Source organism: bacterium, assembly GCA_035703895.1.
In the GTDB taxonomy this organism is placed as follows: domain Bacteria; phylum Sysuimicrobiota; class Sysuimicrobiia; order Sysuimicrobiales; family Segetimicrobiaceae; genus Segetimicrobium.
This window is the reverse complement of sequence record DASSXJ010000284.1, coordinates 1-14448: the sequence shown is the minus strand read 5'-3', so window position 1 is coordinate 14448 and position 14448 is coordinate 1. Positions and strand designations below refer to the sequence as shown.

Genomic DNA, 14448 nt, shown 5'->3' with positions numbered 1-14448 from the left:
CGTCTGGATCGACACTTCCTCTATACCCGTATCCCGGCGATTTTATACCTGGCCTCCAACGATTGTCAAATAAGGGACGTCACGGCGCCAGGCGGTGCCGCCCCGCGACCGCATGCCCGCGCCCACGGCTGACGCACGAGCACGATGGCGTCGACGCGCGCGGCTCCCCCTTCCTCGAGCAACACTCTCGCACATTCGCTCAGGGTCGCGCCTGTCGTCATCACGTCATCGATCACCGCGACGCGCGCTCCCCGAAGCATCCGCGTCCGGAACCCCAACGCAAACGCCCCTTTCACCGCGCGCCAGCGATCCCGTTCAGTTCGGCGCCGCACCGACGGCACGGCTCGGACCTGCACCAGGAACGGCGGAGTCAGATCGTCCACCGGGACGCGCGGCCGCATGGTGGTCACGGCGTCCAGGTAGATCGCGGTGAGCGGATGGACGGGACGGCCGCGCAACCCCGACGGATGAAAAGGCACGGGGAGGATGAGATCGTACGCAGAGATGGCTGGATGCTGGATCATGAACCCGGCGAGCAGGCGGCCCAACAGCGTCACCGCCCCCAGGTCGGCCGCGTCCTTGGCCGCGAGGAGCAGGCGCTGGATGTCCCCCTGCTTGTACCCCAGCACCGCGTGGGTCGTCCCGACACACAGCCATCCACGCCGGCAGCCGAGGCTGAGACACCGGCCGCCGCGGCGGCGCTGAGCGCACCGCGGGCAGGCGTCCGCCGGCACCGGCTCGAGATGCCGGGCGAGGCACGCCGGGGTGATCGGATATCCGCGGCCGCACCGAGGACACCCGTTGTGCGCTCGGAGGGTCTCCCACAACGATGCGGACCTCTGGATCATCCCGCTTCGACCCCGACCGGACCCACGGGCCGGTCGAGCGTCCGGTACTCGAGCGCCTCCGCCGCATGCGGGAGGAGGATCTCGGGTGCCGCGTCGAGATCCGCGATCGTGCGCGCCACCCTGACCACCCGCTCGTAGGCGCGCGGGCTCAATGACAGCCGGTCGATCGCCCGACGAAGAAACCGTCGAACCTCATCGCAGAGCCGCCAGCGGGTCCGCATCTGGCCGAGCGGCATCGTACCGTTGGTCAGACCGGCGATCCCGAGACCGGTTCCGCGGCCGGCTTGGATCGCGCGGGCCCGCTCGACTCGGGTCCGGACCTCACGCGAGGCTTCCCCGGGCGCGAGGGTCGTGAGTTCAGCGCCGCTCACCCGGGGGACGTCGACGTGCAGATCCATCCGATCGAGGAGCGGCCCGGAGAGCCGCCTCAGATAGCGCAGCTGCTGAGCCGGAGAGCAAACGCACGCACGATCTCCGTCCCCGCGCCGACCGCACGGACAGGGATTCATCGCGGCCACCACCATGCACCGGGCGGGAAACGCGACCGATCCGTGGACGCGCGCGACGGTGACCCATCCTTCCTCGATCGGTTGGCGCAGCGCCTCCAGCACGTCGCGCCGAAACTCCGGCAGTTCATCCAGGAACAGCACGCCCAGGTGCGCGAGGCTCACCTCTCCGGGCCGAGGGACCGCGCCGCCGCCGACAAGCGCCTGCAGGCTCACCGCGTGGTGCGGCGCCCGAAAGGGGCGCACCGTGATCAGGGGATTCCCCGCGGGCAGGCCTCCACAGACGCTGTAGATCCGCGTCACCTCGATCGACTCGTCGTTCGTGAGCGGAGGAAGAATCGTGGGGAGCCGTCGCGCCAGCATCGTCTTCCCCGCGCCCGGCGGGCCAATCATCAAGACGTTGTGAGCGCCCGCGGCAGCGATCTCGAGCGCGCGGCGGACATGCGCCTGCCCCCGTACGTCGGCAAGGTCTACGAGGCTGGGCGCGGCGTCCGCCGCGCGCGCCCCCGTGTCAGACGGCCGGCGCATCGGCGTCAACCCACGAAGCGCGCGGGCGATCTCGGCCAGGGATCCCACGGGGCACACGGGAACACGCGAGACGATCCCGGCTTCACCCGCGTTCGCCTCGGGGACCAGCAGTCCGCGCCCGCCCTGCTGGCGAACGGCCAGCGCGATGCTGAGCACACCCGGTACAGGACGCACCGTCCCATCGAGCGACAACTCGCCGATGGCCACGAGCCCTTCCACCGGGCCGTGTGGAACCTGTTGCGTCGCCATCAGGATCCCCAGCGCGATCGGCAGATCGAACACCGATCCCTCCTTGCGAGTGTCGGCCGGGGCCAGGTTGACGGTGATCCGCCGAACCGGCATCTCGTACCCCGAATTCCGCACGGCCGCCCGCACGCGCTCGCGGGCCTCCCGGACGCCCGCGTCCGGAAGCCCGACGACCGCAAAGGTTGGAATGCCAGGGCTGACGTCGACCTCGACTTCCACCATCGAGGCCTCCAGCCCGATCACCGCGGCACTCCGCACCCGCGCCAGCACGTTCGCTCTCCCGCTTCATTATAGATGTTGAGATATTCAGATGTCTAGACATCATCGAGCGGGCCTGCGGCGGCGATCTCGACGGGTCCCGAGGGCCCCACCGTCTCAATTCTCCGAGAAGAGGGTACCTTATGCTGTGTCGTACACCATCCCTATCTTGAGAGGAAGCGCCGGCGTGTCTTCTCAGAGTGATGCTGCTGCACCGGCTCTAGGGTCCCCGCCCGCGGCCGCCGTCGGAACGCACGCCAGTGAGGCCTGGATCGGCCTGATCCGGGTCCTGCTGTTACTGTCGCTCGTCCCTGCGGTGTGGTTCGGCACCATCCCGATCGCCCACCCGGCTCTCAACGGAGTCATCGTCCTCGTCGGCGGATACATCATCGTGCTGGCCCTCGGACCTCGCCATTTTCCGGTGCTGCGCAGGGCCGACCTGATCGTGGTGATCGACCTGTTCATCACCACCCTCATCGTGATCATCTCCGGCAACTTGAGCAGTCCGTTCCTCTACGTGTACTACCTGACAATTCTCGAGGCGGCCGCCCGGCTCAACGTCCGGCAGGCGCTCGCGGCGTCCCTGGCCACGACGGGGACGATCGTGTTCTTATGGGTGCGGGTGGGGCACGCCGAGACGTTCGAAACACCGGAGTTCCGCCTCGGCGCGTTTATCGCCGGCGGGTTCTTCGTGGCCCTCCTGTTTGGCATCCTCGTGCAAGAATTCCGCGCCGTCCGCGAGCGGATGCAGTGGGCCCAGTTGTTGGATCAGCGGTTGCGAGATGCCACGGCGCAGTTGCAGGAGCAGCTGAGGGAATTGCAATTTTACAACGATCTCGCCTCTCGGCTCGCCGGTGAGCTGCGAGTCGACGAGGTCCTCACGATCCTCCTCCACGTATTTCTGGAGACGACCGAACTGCCCGCGGGCGTGGCGTATGTCTACGACGAGAACGGCGACCGGCATGTCGCCGCGACCCACGGGTATGCCTCAGGGGAGGCAGACCACAGCCTGCGGTATCTCCCGCTCCCGGCGTTCCCCGACAAGACGGCGGACGGCGACGTCGTCGTCCTCCCCGGACCGACGCAGCGCGGCGAGCCGGAAGGCCCCATGGCGTGCATCCCCCTGATTCGTACCGGCCACCTCCGCGCCTGGTTGTGCGGGGTCGGCGAGGCGCCTCATTCGATCACGGACTCCATCCGCCGCCGTCTCCAGGGGATGGCCGCGCAGGGCGTCTCTGCATTAGAGGCCGCCCTCCTGCATGAGCGAGTCAGGCACCTCGCGGCGACCGATTCGCTGACCGGCCTCGCCAACAGGCGCAGCTTTTTTGAGCGTCTCGGAAACGAGCTGGCGCGGAGCCGGCGCACGGGAGCGGCCCTGAGCGTCGCCCTCCTCGATCTCAACGGGTTCAAAACCGTCAACGACACCCGCGGCCATCGCATCGGCGATGACGCGCTCATTCGGGTGGCGGGGATGCTCACACGAAACACGAGAACGTATGACCTCGTGGCCCGGTTCGGGGGCGACGAGTTCACGCTTCTGTTGCCTGAGACCACGAAGGGGGAAGCCGAGGAGATCGTCGGCCGATTGCGAACGATGGAGGCGCCCGCACCCGATGGTCGACCGGATGACTTCGGCCTCAGTTTTTCCTGGGGAATCGCCACCTGGCCGGAGGATGGCGCAGAATCGGAGCAGTTGCTCCAGGTGGCCGACCATCGCCTCTACGCGATGAAGCAACGACTGTATCATCAGGAACTGAGCCGGCCAACCTAGGCGGCGCCGCTCGCTGCCGTTTGAGAGGAAGTCCCGAGCCCGCGCTGAACAGAGTTTCACCCAGTCTTCACGTCGTTGTGACGGCATTGGGAGGAAGGCTCGGCGCGGGTGACAAATCGCTGAACCGACCCTACCGGCCGGCCCAGCGTGCGGCCAAAGGAGCGGCGATGATCAAACTCGGGATCGTCGGAGACATCCACTGCGGACCCGATACGACGTCCATGCTCGGGAGCCGTGCGCCGGTTCTGCTCGAGACGTTCCTCACAGCGATGCGGGAGTTTCGGCCCGACTGCATCGTCGATCTCGGTGATCGCATCAACGACGTGGCGCCCGGCCAGGATCGTCAGCGGTCGACGTGGGTGCGCCAGCAGCTCCTTGCGACCGGCGTCCCGGTATTCCACGTCTTGGGGAACCACGACGTGGTCAACCTCACCAAAGACGAACTCGGGAGCGTCCTGGGCAAGAGAGGACCGTACGAGTCGCTGGACATCGACGGGGCCCGTGTCATCGTGCTCGACAGCCAGGACCCTACATTCGACCGGACCGGCGGAGGCATCGGGCCGGACCAGCGTCGGTGGCTGGAGAAGACGCTCGGGGAGACGCCGCATCCCGCGCTGGTCTTCTGCCATCATCCGCTCGACGAGCAGAGCCTGGATGGGCACTGGTACTTTGCGGACCACCCGGCGCATGCCTTCGTGCAAGACCGCGGGCCGGTCCGGACGCTCCTGGAGCGTTCCGGGAACGTGTCTGCCGTGTTCTCGGGCCACCTCCACTGGACGCGTGCCACCGCCCTGAATGGGATCCCCTATGTCACGCTTGGCTCCCTCGTCGACGGCGGGTTCACCAACGGCCAGCCGTGCGGGGCGTTCGCCACGGTCACGGTCCAGGGGAATGCGATCGAGGTCCGGGTCGCCGGCCTCCTGCCTGACCAATTCCGCCTCATCCGTTAGATCCGAGGAAGGGGTCGTCAATGACACGCGTCCTGCTCTGCGTCCTCGCATTGCTCCTGGTGGGCGCGGCTCCGAGTCTCTCCACGATGCTCCGGGCCTCCGGGGCCACCGCTCCGCCGAGCGGGACAATGACGCTCTACACCTCCGAATCCGATGACGACGTCAACCTCCTTGCCGACGACTTCATGCGCCGAACGCCGGGGGTCACCGTCAAGATCTTCCGGGCCGGGACCGGACCGGTAGAAGCAAAGATCGAGGCCGAGATGCAGGCCGGCCGGATCCAGGCGGACGCGATCTGGTTTGCGGACATCGGGTTCTTCCAGAACCTGGCCCAGAAGGGCATCATGCTCCCGTATAATCCGCCCGCGGGAGGCCGCGCGCCGCGAATCCTGCATTATCAGGGCAACCAGTTCCACGAGGTACGCTTGATTTTTAACGTGGTCGCGTTCAACACCCGCCAGGTCAAGTTCCGTCCGACGAGCTGGTGGGACCTGGCCCTCCCCCGATACCGGGGCCGCGTGGGGATGCCGAGCCCCTTCGTCTCCGGGGCCGCGTTCGCGCATGTCGGCACGTTCGCCGCCCTACCAGAGTTCGGGTGGAGCTTTTACCAGAAGCTCCAAGAAAACAAAGCGATCGTCTTTCGGAGCAACGGTGATGTGATCCAGAAGCTCGCCTCCGGGGAGGTCAGCGTTGCGCAGGTCGTTGACTTCTTCGTCCGGGCGCTCAAGGCGCAGGGCTCACCGGTCGATTACATCGTCCCGAAGGAAGGCGCCGTGCTCGTTCCGACCCCGATCGGGATCATCAAAACCGCCAGCTCCCGCGCGGCCGCGGAAGCCTTCGTGAATTATTTGTACACGTCCGACGCGCAACGGTTGTTCGTGTCGCGGTCGTACATCCCGGTCGTGCCGGGGATCCCGCTGCCCCCCGACACCCCCGATGCATCACAGATCAAGATCATTCAGCCGAACCTCGTATACATCGACGGACACCGCGAAGAGATCAAGCAGCGGTTCACGACGTTGTTCGGCGCCCAGTAACCTGGTGGCGACGGCCACCGCCCCTGGGGGTCGGACGGCGGAGGCACGGGGCCCCAATGCGCTTCGCCGGAGCCTCCTCGTCGCGGGGGCAGCGGCGATCGCCGTCCTAGCGATCCTGGTCGTTTACCCGTCGGCGATGCTCGTCGCGCAGTCGTTCACCCAAGAAGGCCACCTCACCCTCGTCCACTACGCCCGCATCGCGGCCGATCCGGGGAGCTACGGCGCCCTCGTGCACAGCCTCGTGGTCTCCCTGTGGGCCACGGGAGGCGCGACCGCGCTCGGAGTCACCCTGGCGTGGCTCATCGCCCGCACCGACCTCCCGGGGCGAGCGCGCTGGCACACGGCACTCCTCGTCCCATACATGATTCCCCCGTTCATCGGCGCGATCGCCTGGGTGTATCTGCTGAGCCCCGCCGGCTATCTGAACCAAGCGTGGATGACGCTCACCGGCTCTCTGAATCCGGTCTACGTCATCTACGGCCCGACCGGGATCGTGTTCGTGATGATCCTCTATGAGTACCCGATCGCGTATCTCGCGACCATGGGTGTGCTCGCGCGAATGAATCCCGCGCTCGAAGAAGCGGGACGGATGGCCCGCGCCGGACCGTGGGGCGTGTTGCGGGAGATCACCATCCCGCTCATCCTCCCAGGCGTGCTGGCGGGGGCCCTCCTGGTGATGATGGCCTCGCTCGGCAACTTCGGCATCCCCGCGATCATCGGCTTTCCGGCTCGATACGTCGTCCTCACCACCAAGATCTACAACCTGATCCTCAACTTCGACGAGCCCGGCCACCTCCAAGCCGCGGCCGCGCTCTCGATGTGGTTGGTGGGGATCGCCGCGGCTTTGCTTCCGATGCAGCGGACGATGCTGCGGCGCGGCCGGTTCGCCGTGGTCGGCGGACAGGCGAGCGGGGCGTCCCTCGTCGCCCTGGGACGCTGGCACCGGCCCGTTGTCTCAGGCCTTGCCGCCCTGGTTGCGGTGAGCGTGATTCTTCCACTCGGAGCGATCCTGCTGACTTCCGTGGTCCGCGCGTACGGTCTCTCTCCGGTCCCCGGAAACCTCACGCTGCGGCATTACGCGACCGTGCTCATGGACCTTCCCAAGGCCCGCCGGGCGATGACCAACAGCCTGCTGCTCGCCGCGGGCGCCGCCACCGCGATCGTCGTCTTGGCCGCGGGGTTCGCCTACCTGAAGGAGCGGACACGGATCCGGGGAACAGGCCTCCTCGAGTTGCTGATCACCCTCCCCTACGCGGTCCCCGGTACGGTCGTGGCCCTGGCGATGATCCTGGCGTGGCTGCGCCCCATCCCGATGATCGGCCTCCGCCTCTACGACACGTTGGGCATCATCGTCATTGCCTACATCGCGCGGTTTCTCGTCTTCGGGGTCCGCACGACGCTCGCCGGCTTGACTCAGCTCCACGGCTCGCTCGAGGAAGCGGCCCGCATCAGCGGGGCCAGCCGGGGTGAAGCGTTTGCCGACATCGTCCTCCCCCTGCTCCGCCCGAGCCTGATCTCGGGGTGGCTGCTCGCGTTCATTCCCGCCGTGACAGAGCTCACGCTGTCGATCCTGCTCTTCTCGGTCGGCCACGAGACCATCGGGGTGGTCATCTTTGGGCTCCACGAGGAAGGCAAGATCGCGCTCTCCGCGGCCCTGGCGTTCCTGGTGACCGTGCTCCTGATCGGGATCAACCTCGCCGGGCGCGGGCCCCTCCGCGGCACGGGAGTCTGAGCCGTGGCCGAACTCGTCCTCCGCGATCTGGGGAAGACGTTTGGCGACGTCTGGGCGGTGCGCGGCCTCTCGCTCACCATCCACGACGGGGAGTTTCTCACCTTGCTCGGACCGTCGGGGTGCGGGAAGACCACCACGTTGCGCATGATCGCCGGGTTCATTCCCCCGTCCGCGGGGGAGATCGTGCTCGGTGGGCGTGTCCTCTCGTCCGCGGCGACCACGTCCGCGGTGCCCCCCGAGCAGCGCGGGATGGGCATGGTCTTTCAGAGCTATGCGGTGTGGCCGCACATGACCGCCGCGGGCAACGTCGCCTATCCCCTTCGACGCGCCCGGCTCTCCCGGGCGGATGTCGACATCCGGACCCGTCGGGCGTTGGACCTCGTCCACCTGGAGCGATTCGCGGATCGCTACCCGCAGGAACTGTCCGGAGGGCAACAGCAGCGGGTGGCGCTCGCCCGCGCGATCGTGATGGAGCCTTCCGTGCTGCTCCTCGATGAACCGCTCAGCAATCTCGATGCGAAGCTGCGCGAGGAGATGCGGGCCGAGCTACGCGACCTGCAAGAGCGGCTCGGAATCACGGTCGTCTACGTGACGCACGATCAGACCGAAGCGATGGAGCTGTCCGGGCGCATCGCGGTGCTGCAGGCCGGCCGGCTGGCGCAGGCGGGGACGCCCCGAGAACTGTACGAACGACCCGCCGACCCATTTGTGGCCGCGTTCGTGGGCGCCGCTAACTTCCTCCCGGGCGTCGTGGCGGGGCGGGACGGGGCCACCACCCGGATCCGTCTCCTCGACGGCACGAACGACCACATCCTCTCGGTCCCGGAGCGCCTCCCTGGTGAACGGGCGGTGCTGTGCATTCGCCCGGAGGACCTGGAGCTCGACCCCGCGGGATCCCTGCGCGGCGCGGTTGTGCGGTCGACCTACCTCGGGAATCGCGTGGACTACCTCATTCGGGTCGGGTCGCTCACGGTTCGGGTGGAAAGCCGAACCGGGCCGGCGCTCCCCGCGGGCGAACGGGTCGCCCTACGGGTGCGGCGGGCGGTCGCCTACCCCGACGATACGGATGTGACGAGCGACACCACGTCGGCCGGCCGCGTGGCCACATAGTCGGGACGAGCGGCACGCAGGGCCTCCCGCTCGCGCGCCCCCCACAACGCCGCCACGCTCCGCACGCCGGCTCCGCGGGCCGCCTCGATATCGAACACCGCGTCTCCGACCATCCACGCGTCCGACCGTGCGGCGTCCAGGCGTGTGCGGACCTGGAGGATCGGATCGGGAGCCGGCTTTGGCACGCGGACGTCCTCCGCGCAGACGGCCGCCTGAATCCACACTCCCAATCCGAACCGCTCGAGCGCGTGTGCGGTCGCGCGGCGGCGCTTCGAGGTGACCACGCCCTGCCGGCACCCGTGCGCGGCGAGCGCCGCCAGCATCTCTGGGATGCCGGGAAACAGCCGGCACAACCGATCGTGATGGGCTTCGTAGTAGGCGGTGTACGCGGCGATCAACTCTTCGCCGCGGTCGGGGGCCAGGTGGGCCACACGCACCTGAAGCGGCTCCCCCCACCTGGCCACGACCTCGTCCTCGGTGAGGGAGCGGCCCAGCACCGTCTGGGCCGCGTGACGATAAGACTCCGCGATCAACACAAACGAGTCGATCAGCGTGCCGTCGAGATCGAACACGACCGCGGCGCTCCCCACCGGCGTCACGTGCGCAACCGCGGGTCGAGCGTATCCCTGAGCCAGTCCCCCGTGAGATTGACTCCCAGCGCGGTCAGCGCGAGGGCGGCGCCCGGGAACGCCGAGAGCCACCACGCAAAGAAGATGTAGTTCCGTCCGTCGGCCACCATCGTCCCCCACGCCGCGGCGGGCGGCTGAATGCCAAACCCCAAGAAGCTGATCGTCGCTTCGGCGATGATGAACTGTGAGACCTGCAGCGTTGAGATCACGATGATCGGGGTCGTCACGTTGGGCAGCACGTGTCGGAGAATGATGCGCCCGACGGCCGCGCCGGTCGCGACGGCGGCGTGGACGTATTCACGGTTCCGCAGCGCCAGCACCTCGCCTCGAACCACCCGGACATAGAGCGGCCAGCCGGCGATCACGAGGCTCGCGATGATGTTCCGAAGTCCGGCGCCGATGATGGCGTTGATCGTGAGGGCAAGCAGGATGAAAGGGAAGCTCAATTGCACGTCGGCGACGCGCATGATCGCCGCGTCGCACCAACCGCCGAAGTAGCCCGACGCCAGCCCCAAGGTGCAACCGACCAACCCGGCGACCACGACGGTGACGATGCCGACGAGGAGGGCGATCCGGGCGCCGAAGATCACCCGGGAGAGCACGTCCCGTCCGAGCTGATCCGTTCCAAACGGGTGCGCGTGGCTCGGCGGCCGGAGCACCGCCGCGAACGACGCGGCCGTAGGATTGTAGGGCGCTAGATACGGCGCGAGCAACGCACACCCGAGGGCCGCCAGGACGATCGCCATCCCCGCAAGACCGGGCCCGGGGGGGAGCCTACCCAAATCGCACCTGCGGGTTCAGCCAGAGGTACGAGAGATCAACCAGGAAGTTCATCGTGACGTAGATCAGGGACGTGAAGAGCACCCCTACCATCACCACGGGAAAGTCCCGGCCGAGGAGCGCGTTGAGGATGTACCCGCCGAGGCCGGGCCAGGCAAAGATCGTCTCGGTCACCACCGCGCCGCCGAGCAACTGGCCCGCGTTCAAGCCGAACACCGTGACCACGGGGATCGCCGCATTCTTGAGCACGTGGCGGGCCAGGACGTTGGGTTCGCTCAGGCCTTTCGCGCGGGCCGTCCGGACGTAGTCCTGCCCGAGCGCGTCGAGCACAGCGGACCGGGTCACCCGCGCGATCTGCGCGGCGTAGAACGCCGCGAGCGTGAACGCCGGGAGCACGAAATGGGTCCAGTTACCGTACCCGCTCACCGGGAACCACCGCAGCCACACGCCGAAGATCCACATCAGCATCAGCCCGAGCCAGAACCCCGGCACCGCCTGACCCAGTGCCGTGACCGCGATCCCAACCGTGTCCGCCATGCTGCCCCGGCGGGAGGCGGAGACGACACCGATCGGCACGGCACCCGCTGCCACCAGCGCGAGCGAGACCGCGGCCAATTGGGCGGTCGCGGGGAATCGCTGCAGGACCAGCGGCAGCGCCGGCGCGCGGTAGCGCAGCGACGCGCCGAAGTCTCCATGCAGCGCGCGCCCAAGAAACGCCCCGTACTGGACCCACACCGGCCGATCGAAGCCGAGCAGGTGCCGGAACTCGGAGATGTCTTTGGGCTGGACGTCCAGCGGCAGGAACAGGATCACCGGATCGCCCGTGATCCGGACCAAAAAGAACACGGCGGTGAGCGCGAAGAAGACCGCGATCACCGCCTGGAGCACGCGGGCGACGAGGTACCTAGTCATCCGGGGAGGTCGTCTACTTCGCAGTCGCCTCCCACATCCAAACCTTCTCGTCTGGCCGAGGTTGCCACTTGATCCAGTTGGCCACGCCATAGAGATCGTGCTGCTGCCACAACGGCACCCAGGGCGCCATCGGCTGGAGAGCCTCCTGGATTTTTTGGTACGCGGCGGCGTTCGCCTGCGGGTTCGTGATCTGCTCGGCCTTGTGGATCATCTCCTCGATCTTCGGATCGCCGAAGCTGCTGTAGGTCAGGCTCCCGACGAACAACTGGGCGATCGTGGCGGTCGGCTCCAGGTCGGGCCCCCACCCGAGGAAGAACATGTCGCCGACTTTGCGGTTGATGACCTTGTCCAGGTGGCTGCGCCACTCGTTGACCTGCACGCGAACGGTCAGCCCAATCTTGCCGAGTTGCGCGGCGATCGCTTCTGAGACCTCCTTGTCGAGCGGATACCGTCCGGTCGGGGTGTCCAGGGTCAGGGTGAGCTTGCTCGGATCGAACCCGGCCTCGACCAGCAGTTGCTTCGCCTTGTCGGGATTGTAGCCGTAGCACTTGACGGCCGGCGTGTAGGCGGGGTCGAACCGGCTCACGTAATCGCAAATCCTGGTGGACTGGCCGGCCAGCACCGTTTTGATCAATTCATCGACGTCGACCGCGTAGTTGATCGCCTGGCGCACTTTGACATTCTGCATCGGTCCGGGATGCAGCGTCTCAAGCGCCAGATAGTTGATCCGGGAACTGACGGTGGAGCGCACCGTGGCCCGCCCGCTGCGGTTGACCGTGTCCACGGCCTGGGGAGGGACGTCCTTCATCACGTCGATCTCCCCCGAGAGGAGCGCCGCCAGCCGAGCGCTGAACTCGGGGATCACCCGGAAGACCACCGTGTCGATCTTCACGGGGCCGGCCCAATAGTCGGGGTTCTTGGTCAGCACCAACCGCTCGCCGCGCACCCACTCTTTGAACTTGAACGGCCCGGTGCCAATGGGGTGGGACGAAGCGTACTCGATCCCCACCTTCTGCACGTACACCGGGGCGAGCATGAACGGCCCCGGCAACGAGATATCGTTCAGCAGCGATGGGTAGGGCTCCGACGTCCGGAACCGCACCGTGGAGTCGTTCACGACCTCCACGCTCTGGACCCGTTTGAACCGCGGGAGGTAGTGGGTCTTGTTCTTGGGGTCCAGGAGGTAGTCGAAGGTGAACTTCACCGAGTTCGCGTCGAACCGCTCCCTGTCGTGAAAGCGCACGTCACGGCGGAGGGTCACCTCCCAGGTCTTGTCATCGATCACCTTATATCCGGTGGCGAGCCAGGGGACGATCTTCTCGTCCTTGGGATCTCGGGTAAACAGCAGATCGTAGACGTTTTCGAGCTGGGCGTTGGTGGTCCAGTCCACGATCGTCGCACCCATCAGCGTCAGGGGCTCAGAACCGATGCCGATTGTCACTTGGGTGGATTTGGTCTGAGCTACGATCCCGGCCGGAAGGAGCAGCGTCCCCAACCCGAGCATGAGCAGGATGACTGCCGACCGTTTCATGGGCTACCGCCCTCCCTTGGCCGGAACCGTCTGGGACTCCAGATCCCGAGGATACTTGGTGGTGATCTCCGCCCGCCCCTTCTTGACGATCACGGTGTCGTCGTGCCGGAACCCGCCCACGCCGTAGAGGTAGATCCCCGGCTCGCACGACCAGACCTCGTTCTCCACGAGGGGCCGGTAACTGAACGCAATGTCGTCGGGGTGCTCGTGCCCGGCGAGCCCGATGCCGTGACCCGTCCGGTGGATGATCCGGTCGGCGAACCCGCGCCGCTCGAAGACCCGCTGCGCGGCGGCATCGACGTCGGCCGCCACCGCGCCCGCCACAAACGCCTCCGCAGCTGCGGCCTGCGCCTCGACCGCCGCCTCGAACGCGTTCGCCTGCTCCCTGTCCGGCGTCCCGACGAAGAACGTGCGCTCGTTCTCGCACACGTACCCGTTGAGCCGCGGGATGACGATGTTCACGATCCCGTGCCCGCGTTCAACGACCTGGCCGTAATCGCCGCTGATCCCGTGGGGGCAGGCCGAGTTCGGCCCGGTGAGCCCCGAGACGCGGATCTCGATCTTGTAGTCCGGGAACCTTCGGATCGCTTCGGCGGCCATCTCGTGGGCGACAAGGGTATCGATTTCGGCGAGCGGCCGCCCCGGCGCCAGGTGCTCGCGATAGCGGGCCTGACCCCAATCGCTCAACTCCGCCCCTTGGCGGATGAGGGCCAGCTCTTCTTCGCACTTGACCATCCGCATCTCCCGGGGAATGCGGCCCGCGTCGACGACCTGCAACCCGGGGAGCAGATCGGGGAGCCGCATGATGGGACCGCCGAGGCTATCGACGCCGACCCGCCCTCGGATCAGGCCCTTGCGCCGCAGCAGGTCGGCCACCATCTGCGGCCACTGCGGGGTCAGATACGTCCGCTGCTGCATTCGGTAATGTTCCGCGTAGAAGTGGACCTCCGGGATCCACATTGACGCGTGCTCTTTCGCGTATCGGACGTGGTTGGTGGAGAGCTCGTGCATGACCAGGAACGGCTCGCCGTCACGGGGGACGATGGCGGCCACTGGGCGTTCCCACGGCTGGACGTCGAGGAAGTATCCGGAGACGTACAAGAAGTTCTCCGGGGTCAGCACCGCGAGCGCCGCCAGGTCCGCCGCATCACACGCCTCCCGGATGCGCGCGAGGCGGTCCTGGAACACCGAGCGGCTGAGATACCCCATCGCTCACCTCCACTCGACCTCACTGGGCGCCCCTAGAGTTCCGCCATCGCAAGTACAAGTCCTTTCACGCGCGGCGCAGGCGCGCACTGCAGGGACCGCTCAGCCCGTGATGGAATAAGGCGGACATGACAACTTCACCGATGGACTTCACCCATTTCTTCGATTACGTTGTCGGGGCGCGCGGCCGGCTGCTGGAATGGGTCGGCGCCCAGCCATCCCAGGTGTACACGCGGACATTCCCGATCGGCCTGGGATCGATCCGGGCCACGCTGCTCCACACCGCGGCGGCGGAGTGGGCGTACGTGGAACGGCTGGCCGGCCGCGACGTGTCGCTCGGGGCCTCGCCGTTCACCGTCGAGCGACAGCCGGAGTACGAACCGTTCGCGGCGGCATGGGCGGCC

Annotated in this window: 13 protein-coding genes; 6 read left to right on the top strand and 7 right to left on the bottom strand. The window is 67.3% G+C overall.

From position 1 onward, the window contains the following. Positions 1-65: 65 nt before the first annotated feature. Positions 66-827, bottom strand: coding sequence for a phosphoribosyltransferase family protein (locus VFP86_18820; protein ID HET9001702.1), 762 nt, complete (start codon positions 825-827; stop codon positions 66-68). Between the two features lie 17 nt (positions 828-844). Beyond that, positions 845-2398 carry a YifB family Mg chelatase-like AAA ATPase gene (locus VFP86_18815; GenBank protein ID HET9001701.1) on the bottom strand — a complete coding sequence of 518 codons (1554 nt, stop codon included), beginning with the start codon at positions 2396-2398 and terminating at the stop codon, positions 845-847. Between the two features lie 175 nt (positions 2399-2573). Between VFP86_18815 and VFP86_18810 the strand changes: the two genes are divergently transcribed. The 5 genes from VFP86_18810 (at position 2574) to VFP86_18790 (ending at position 8986) form a co-directional block, all read left to right on the top strand. Beyond that, positions 2574-4157, top strand: a complete 1584-nt coding sequence (locus VFP86_18810; GenBank protein ID HET9001700.1) for a diguanylate cyclase — start codon at positions 2574-2576, stop codon at positions 4155-4157. A gap of 167 nt (positions 4158-4324) precedes the next feature. Next, positions 4325-5107 carry a metallophosphoesterase gene (locus VFP86_18805; protein ID HET9001699.1) on the top strand — a complete coding sequence of 261 codons (783 nt, stop codon included), beginning with the start codon at positions 4325-4327 and terminating at the stop codon, positions 5105-5107. Positions 5108-5127: 20 nt separating this feature from the next. Then, complete coding sequence (locus VFP86_18800; GenBank protein ID HET9001698.1) at positions 5128-6144, top strand: ABC transporter substrate-binding protein; 1017 nt, start codon at positions 5128-5130, stop codon at positions 6142-6144. Positions 6145-6148: 4 nt separating this feature from the next. After that, the gene (locus VFP86_18795; GenBank protein ID HET9001697.1) at positions 6149-7876 is read left to right on the top strand and encodes an iron ABC transporter permease; all 1728 of its coding nucleotides are present in this window, start codon (positions 6149-6151) and stop codon (positions 7874-7876) included. Between the two features lie 3 nt (positions 7877-7879). After that, entirely contained in the window at positions 7880-8986 is a 1107-nt protein-coding gene (locus VFP86_18790) for an ABC transporter ATP-binding protein (GenBank protein HET9001696.1), read from the top strand. On the opposite strand, the gene VFP86_18785 is transcribed toward VFP86_18790, so the two are convergent. The 5 genes from VFP86_18785 to VFP86_18765 are packed head-to-tail and all read right to left on the bottom strand — an operon-like array spanning position 8926 to position 14047. Further along, on the bottom strand, positions 8926-9585 hold the full coding sequence (locus tag VFP86_18785; protein HET9001695.1) for an HAD hydrolase-like protein: 660 nt from the start codon (positions 9583-9585) through the stop codon (positions 8926-8928). The two genes, VFP86_18790 and VFP86_18785, sit on opposite strands and share 61 nt — an antisense overlap. Beyond that, the gene (locus VFP86_18780; protein HET9001694.1) at positions 9582-10397 is read right to left on the bottom strand and encodes an ABC transporter permease; all 816 of its coding nucleotides are present in this window, start codon (positions 10395-10397) and stop codon (positions 9582-9584) included. Before VFP86_18780 ends, VFP86_18785 begins: the two co-directional genes overlap by 4 nt. Next, the gene (locus VFP86_18775; protein ID HET9001693.1) at positions 10390-11307 is read right to left on the bottom strand and encodes an ABC transporter permease; all 918 of its coding nucleotides are present in this window, start codon (positions 11305-11307) and stop codon (positions 10390-10392) included. Before VFP86_18775 ends, VFP86_18780 begins: the two co-directional genes overlap by 8 nt. Before the next feature lie 13 nt (positions 11308-11320). Beyond that, positions 11321-12838: an ABC transporter substrate-binding protein gene (locus tag VFP86_18770; GenBank protein ID HET9001692.1), complete on the bottom strand. Its 1518-nt coding sequence runs from the start codon at positions 12836-12838 to the stop codon at positions 11321-11323. A gap of 3 nt (positions 12839-12841) precedes the next feature. Then, complete coding sequence (locus tag VFP86_18765) at positions 12842-14047, bottom strand: Xaa-Pro peptidase family protein (protein HET9001691.1); 1206 nt, start codon at positions 14045-14047, stop codon at positions 12842-12844. Positions 14048-14172: 125 nt separating this feature from the next. On the opposite strand from VFP86_18765, the gene VFP86_18760 reads away from it, so the two are divergent. Further along, a partial coding sequence (locus tag VFP86_18760; protein ID HET9001690.1) for a hypothetical protein occupies positions 14173-14448 on the top strand: 276 nt, incomplete at its 3' end.

Bases quoted from the DNA above. Each gene is read 5' to 3' on its own strand.
- VFP86_18800 (HET9001698.1), top strand. From the start codon at position 5,128: ATGACACGCGTCCTGCTCTGCGTCCTCGCATTGCTCCTGGTGGGCGCG.
- VFP86_18775 (HET9001693.1), bottom strand. From the start codon at position 11,307: ATGACTAGGTACCTCGTCGCCCGCGTGCTCCAGGCGGTGATCGCGGTC.
- VFP86_18765 (HET9001691.1), bottom strand. From the start codon at position 14,047: ATGGGGTATCTCAGCCGCTCGGTGTTCCAGGACCGCCTCGCGCGCATC.
- VFP86_18805 (HET9001699.1), top strand. From the start codon at position 4,325: ATGATCAAACTCGGGATCGTCGGAGACATCCACTGCGGACCCGATACG.
- VFP86_18770 (HET9001692.1), bottom strand. From the start codon at position 12,838: ATGAAACGGTCGGCAGTCATCCTGCTCATGCTCGGGTTGGGGACGCTG.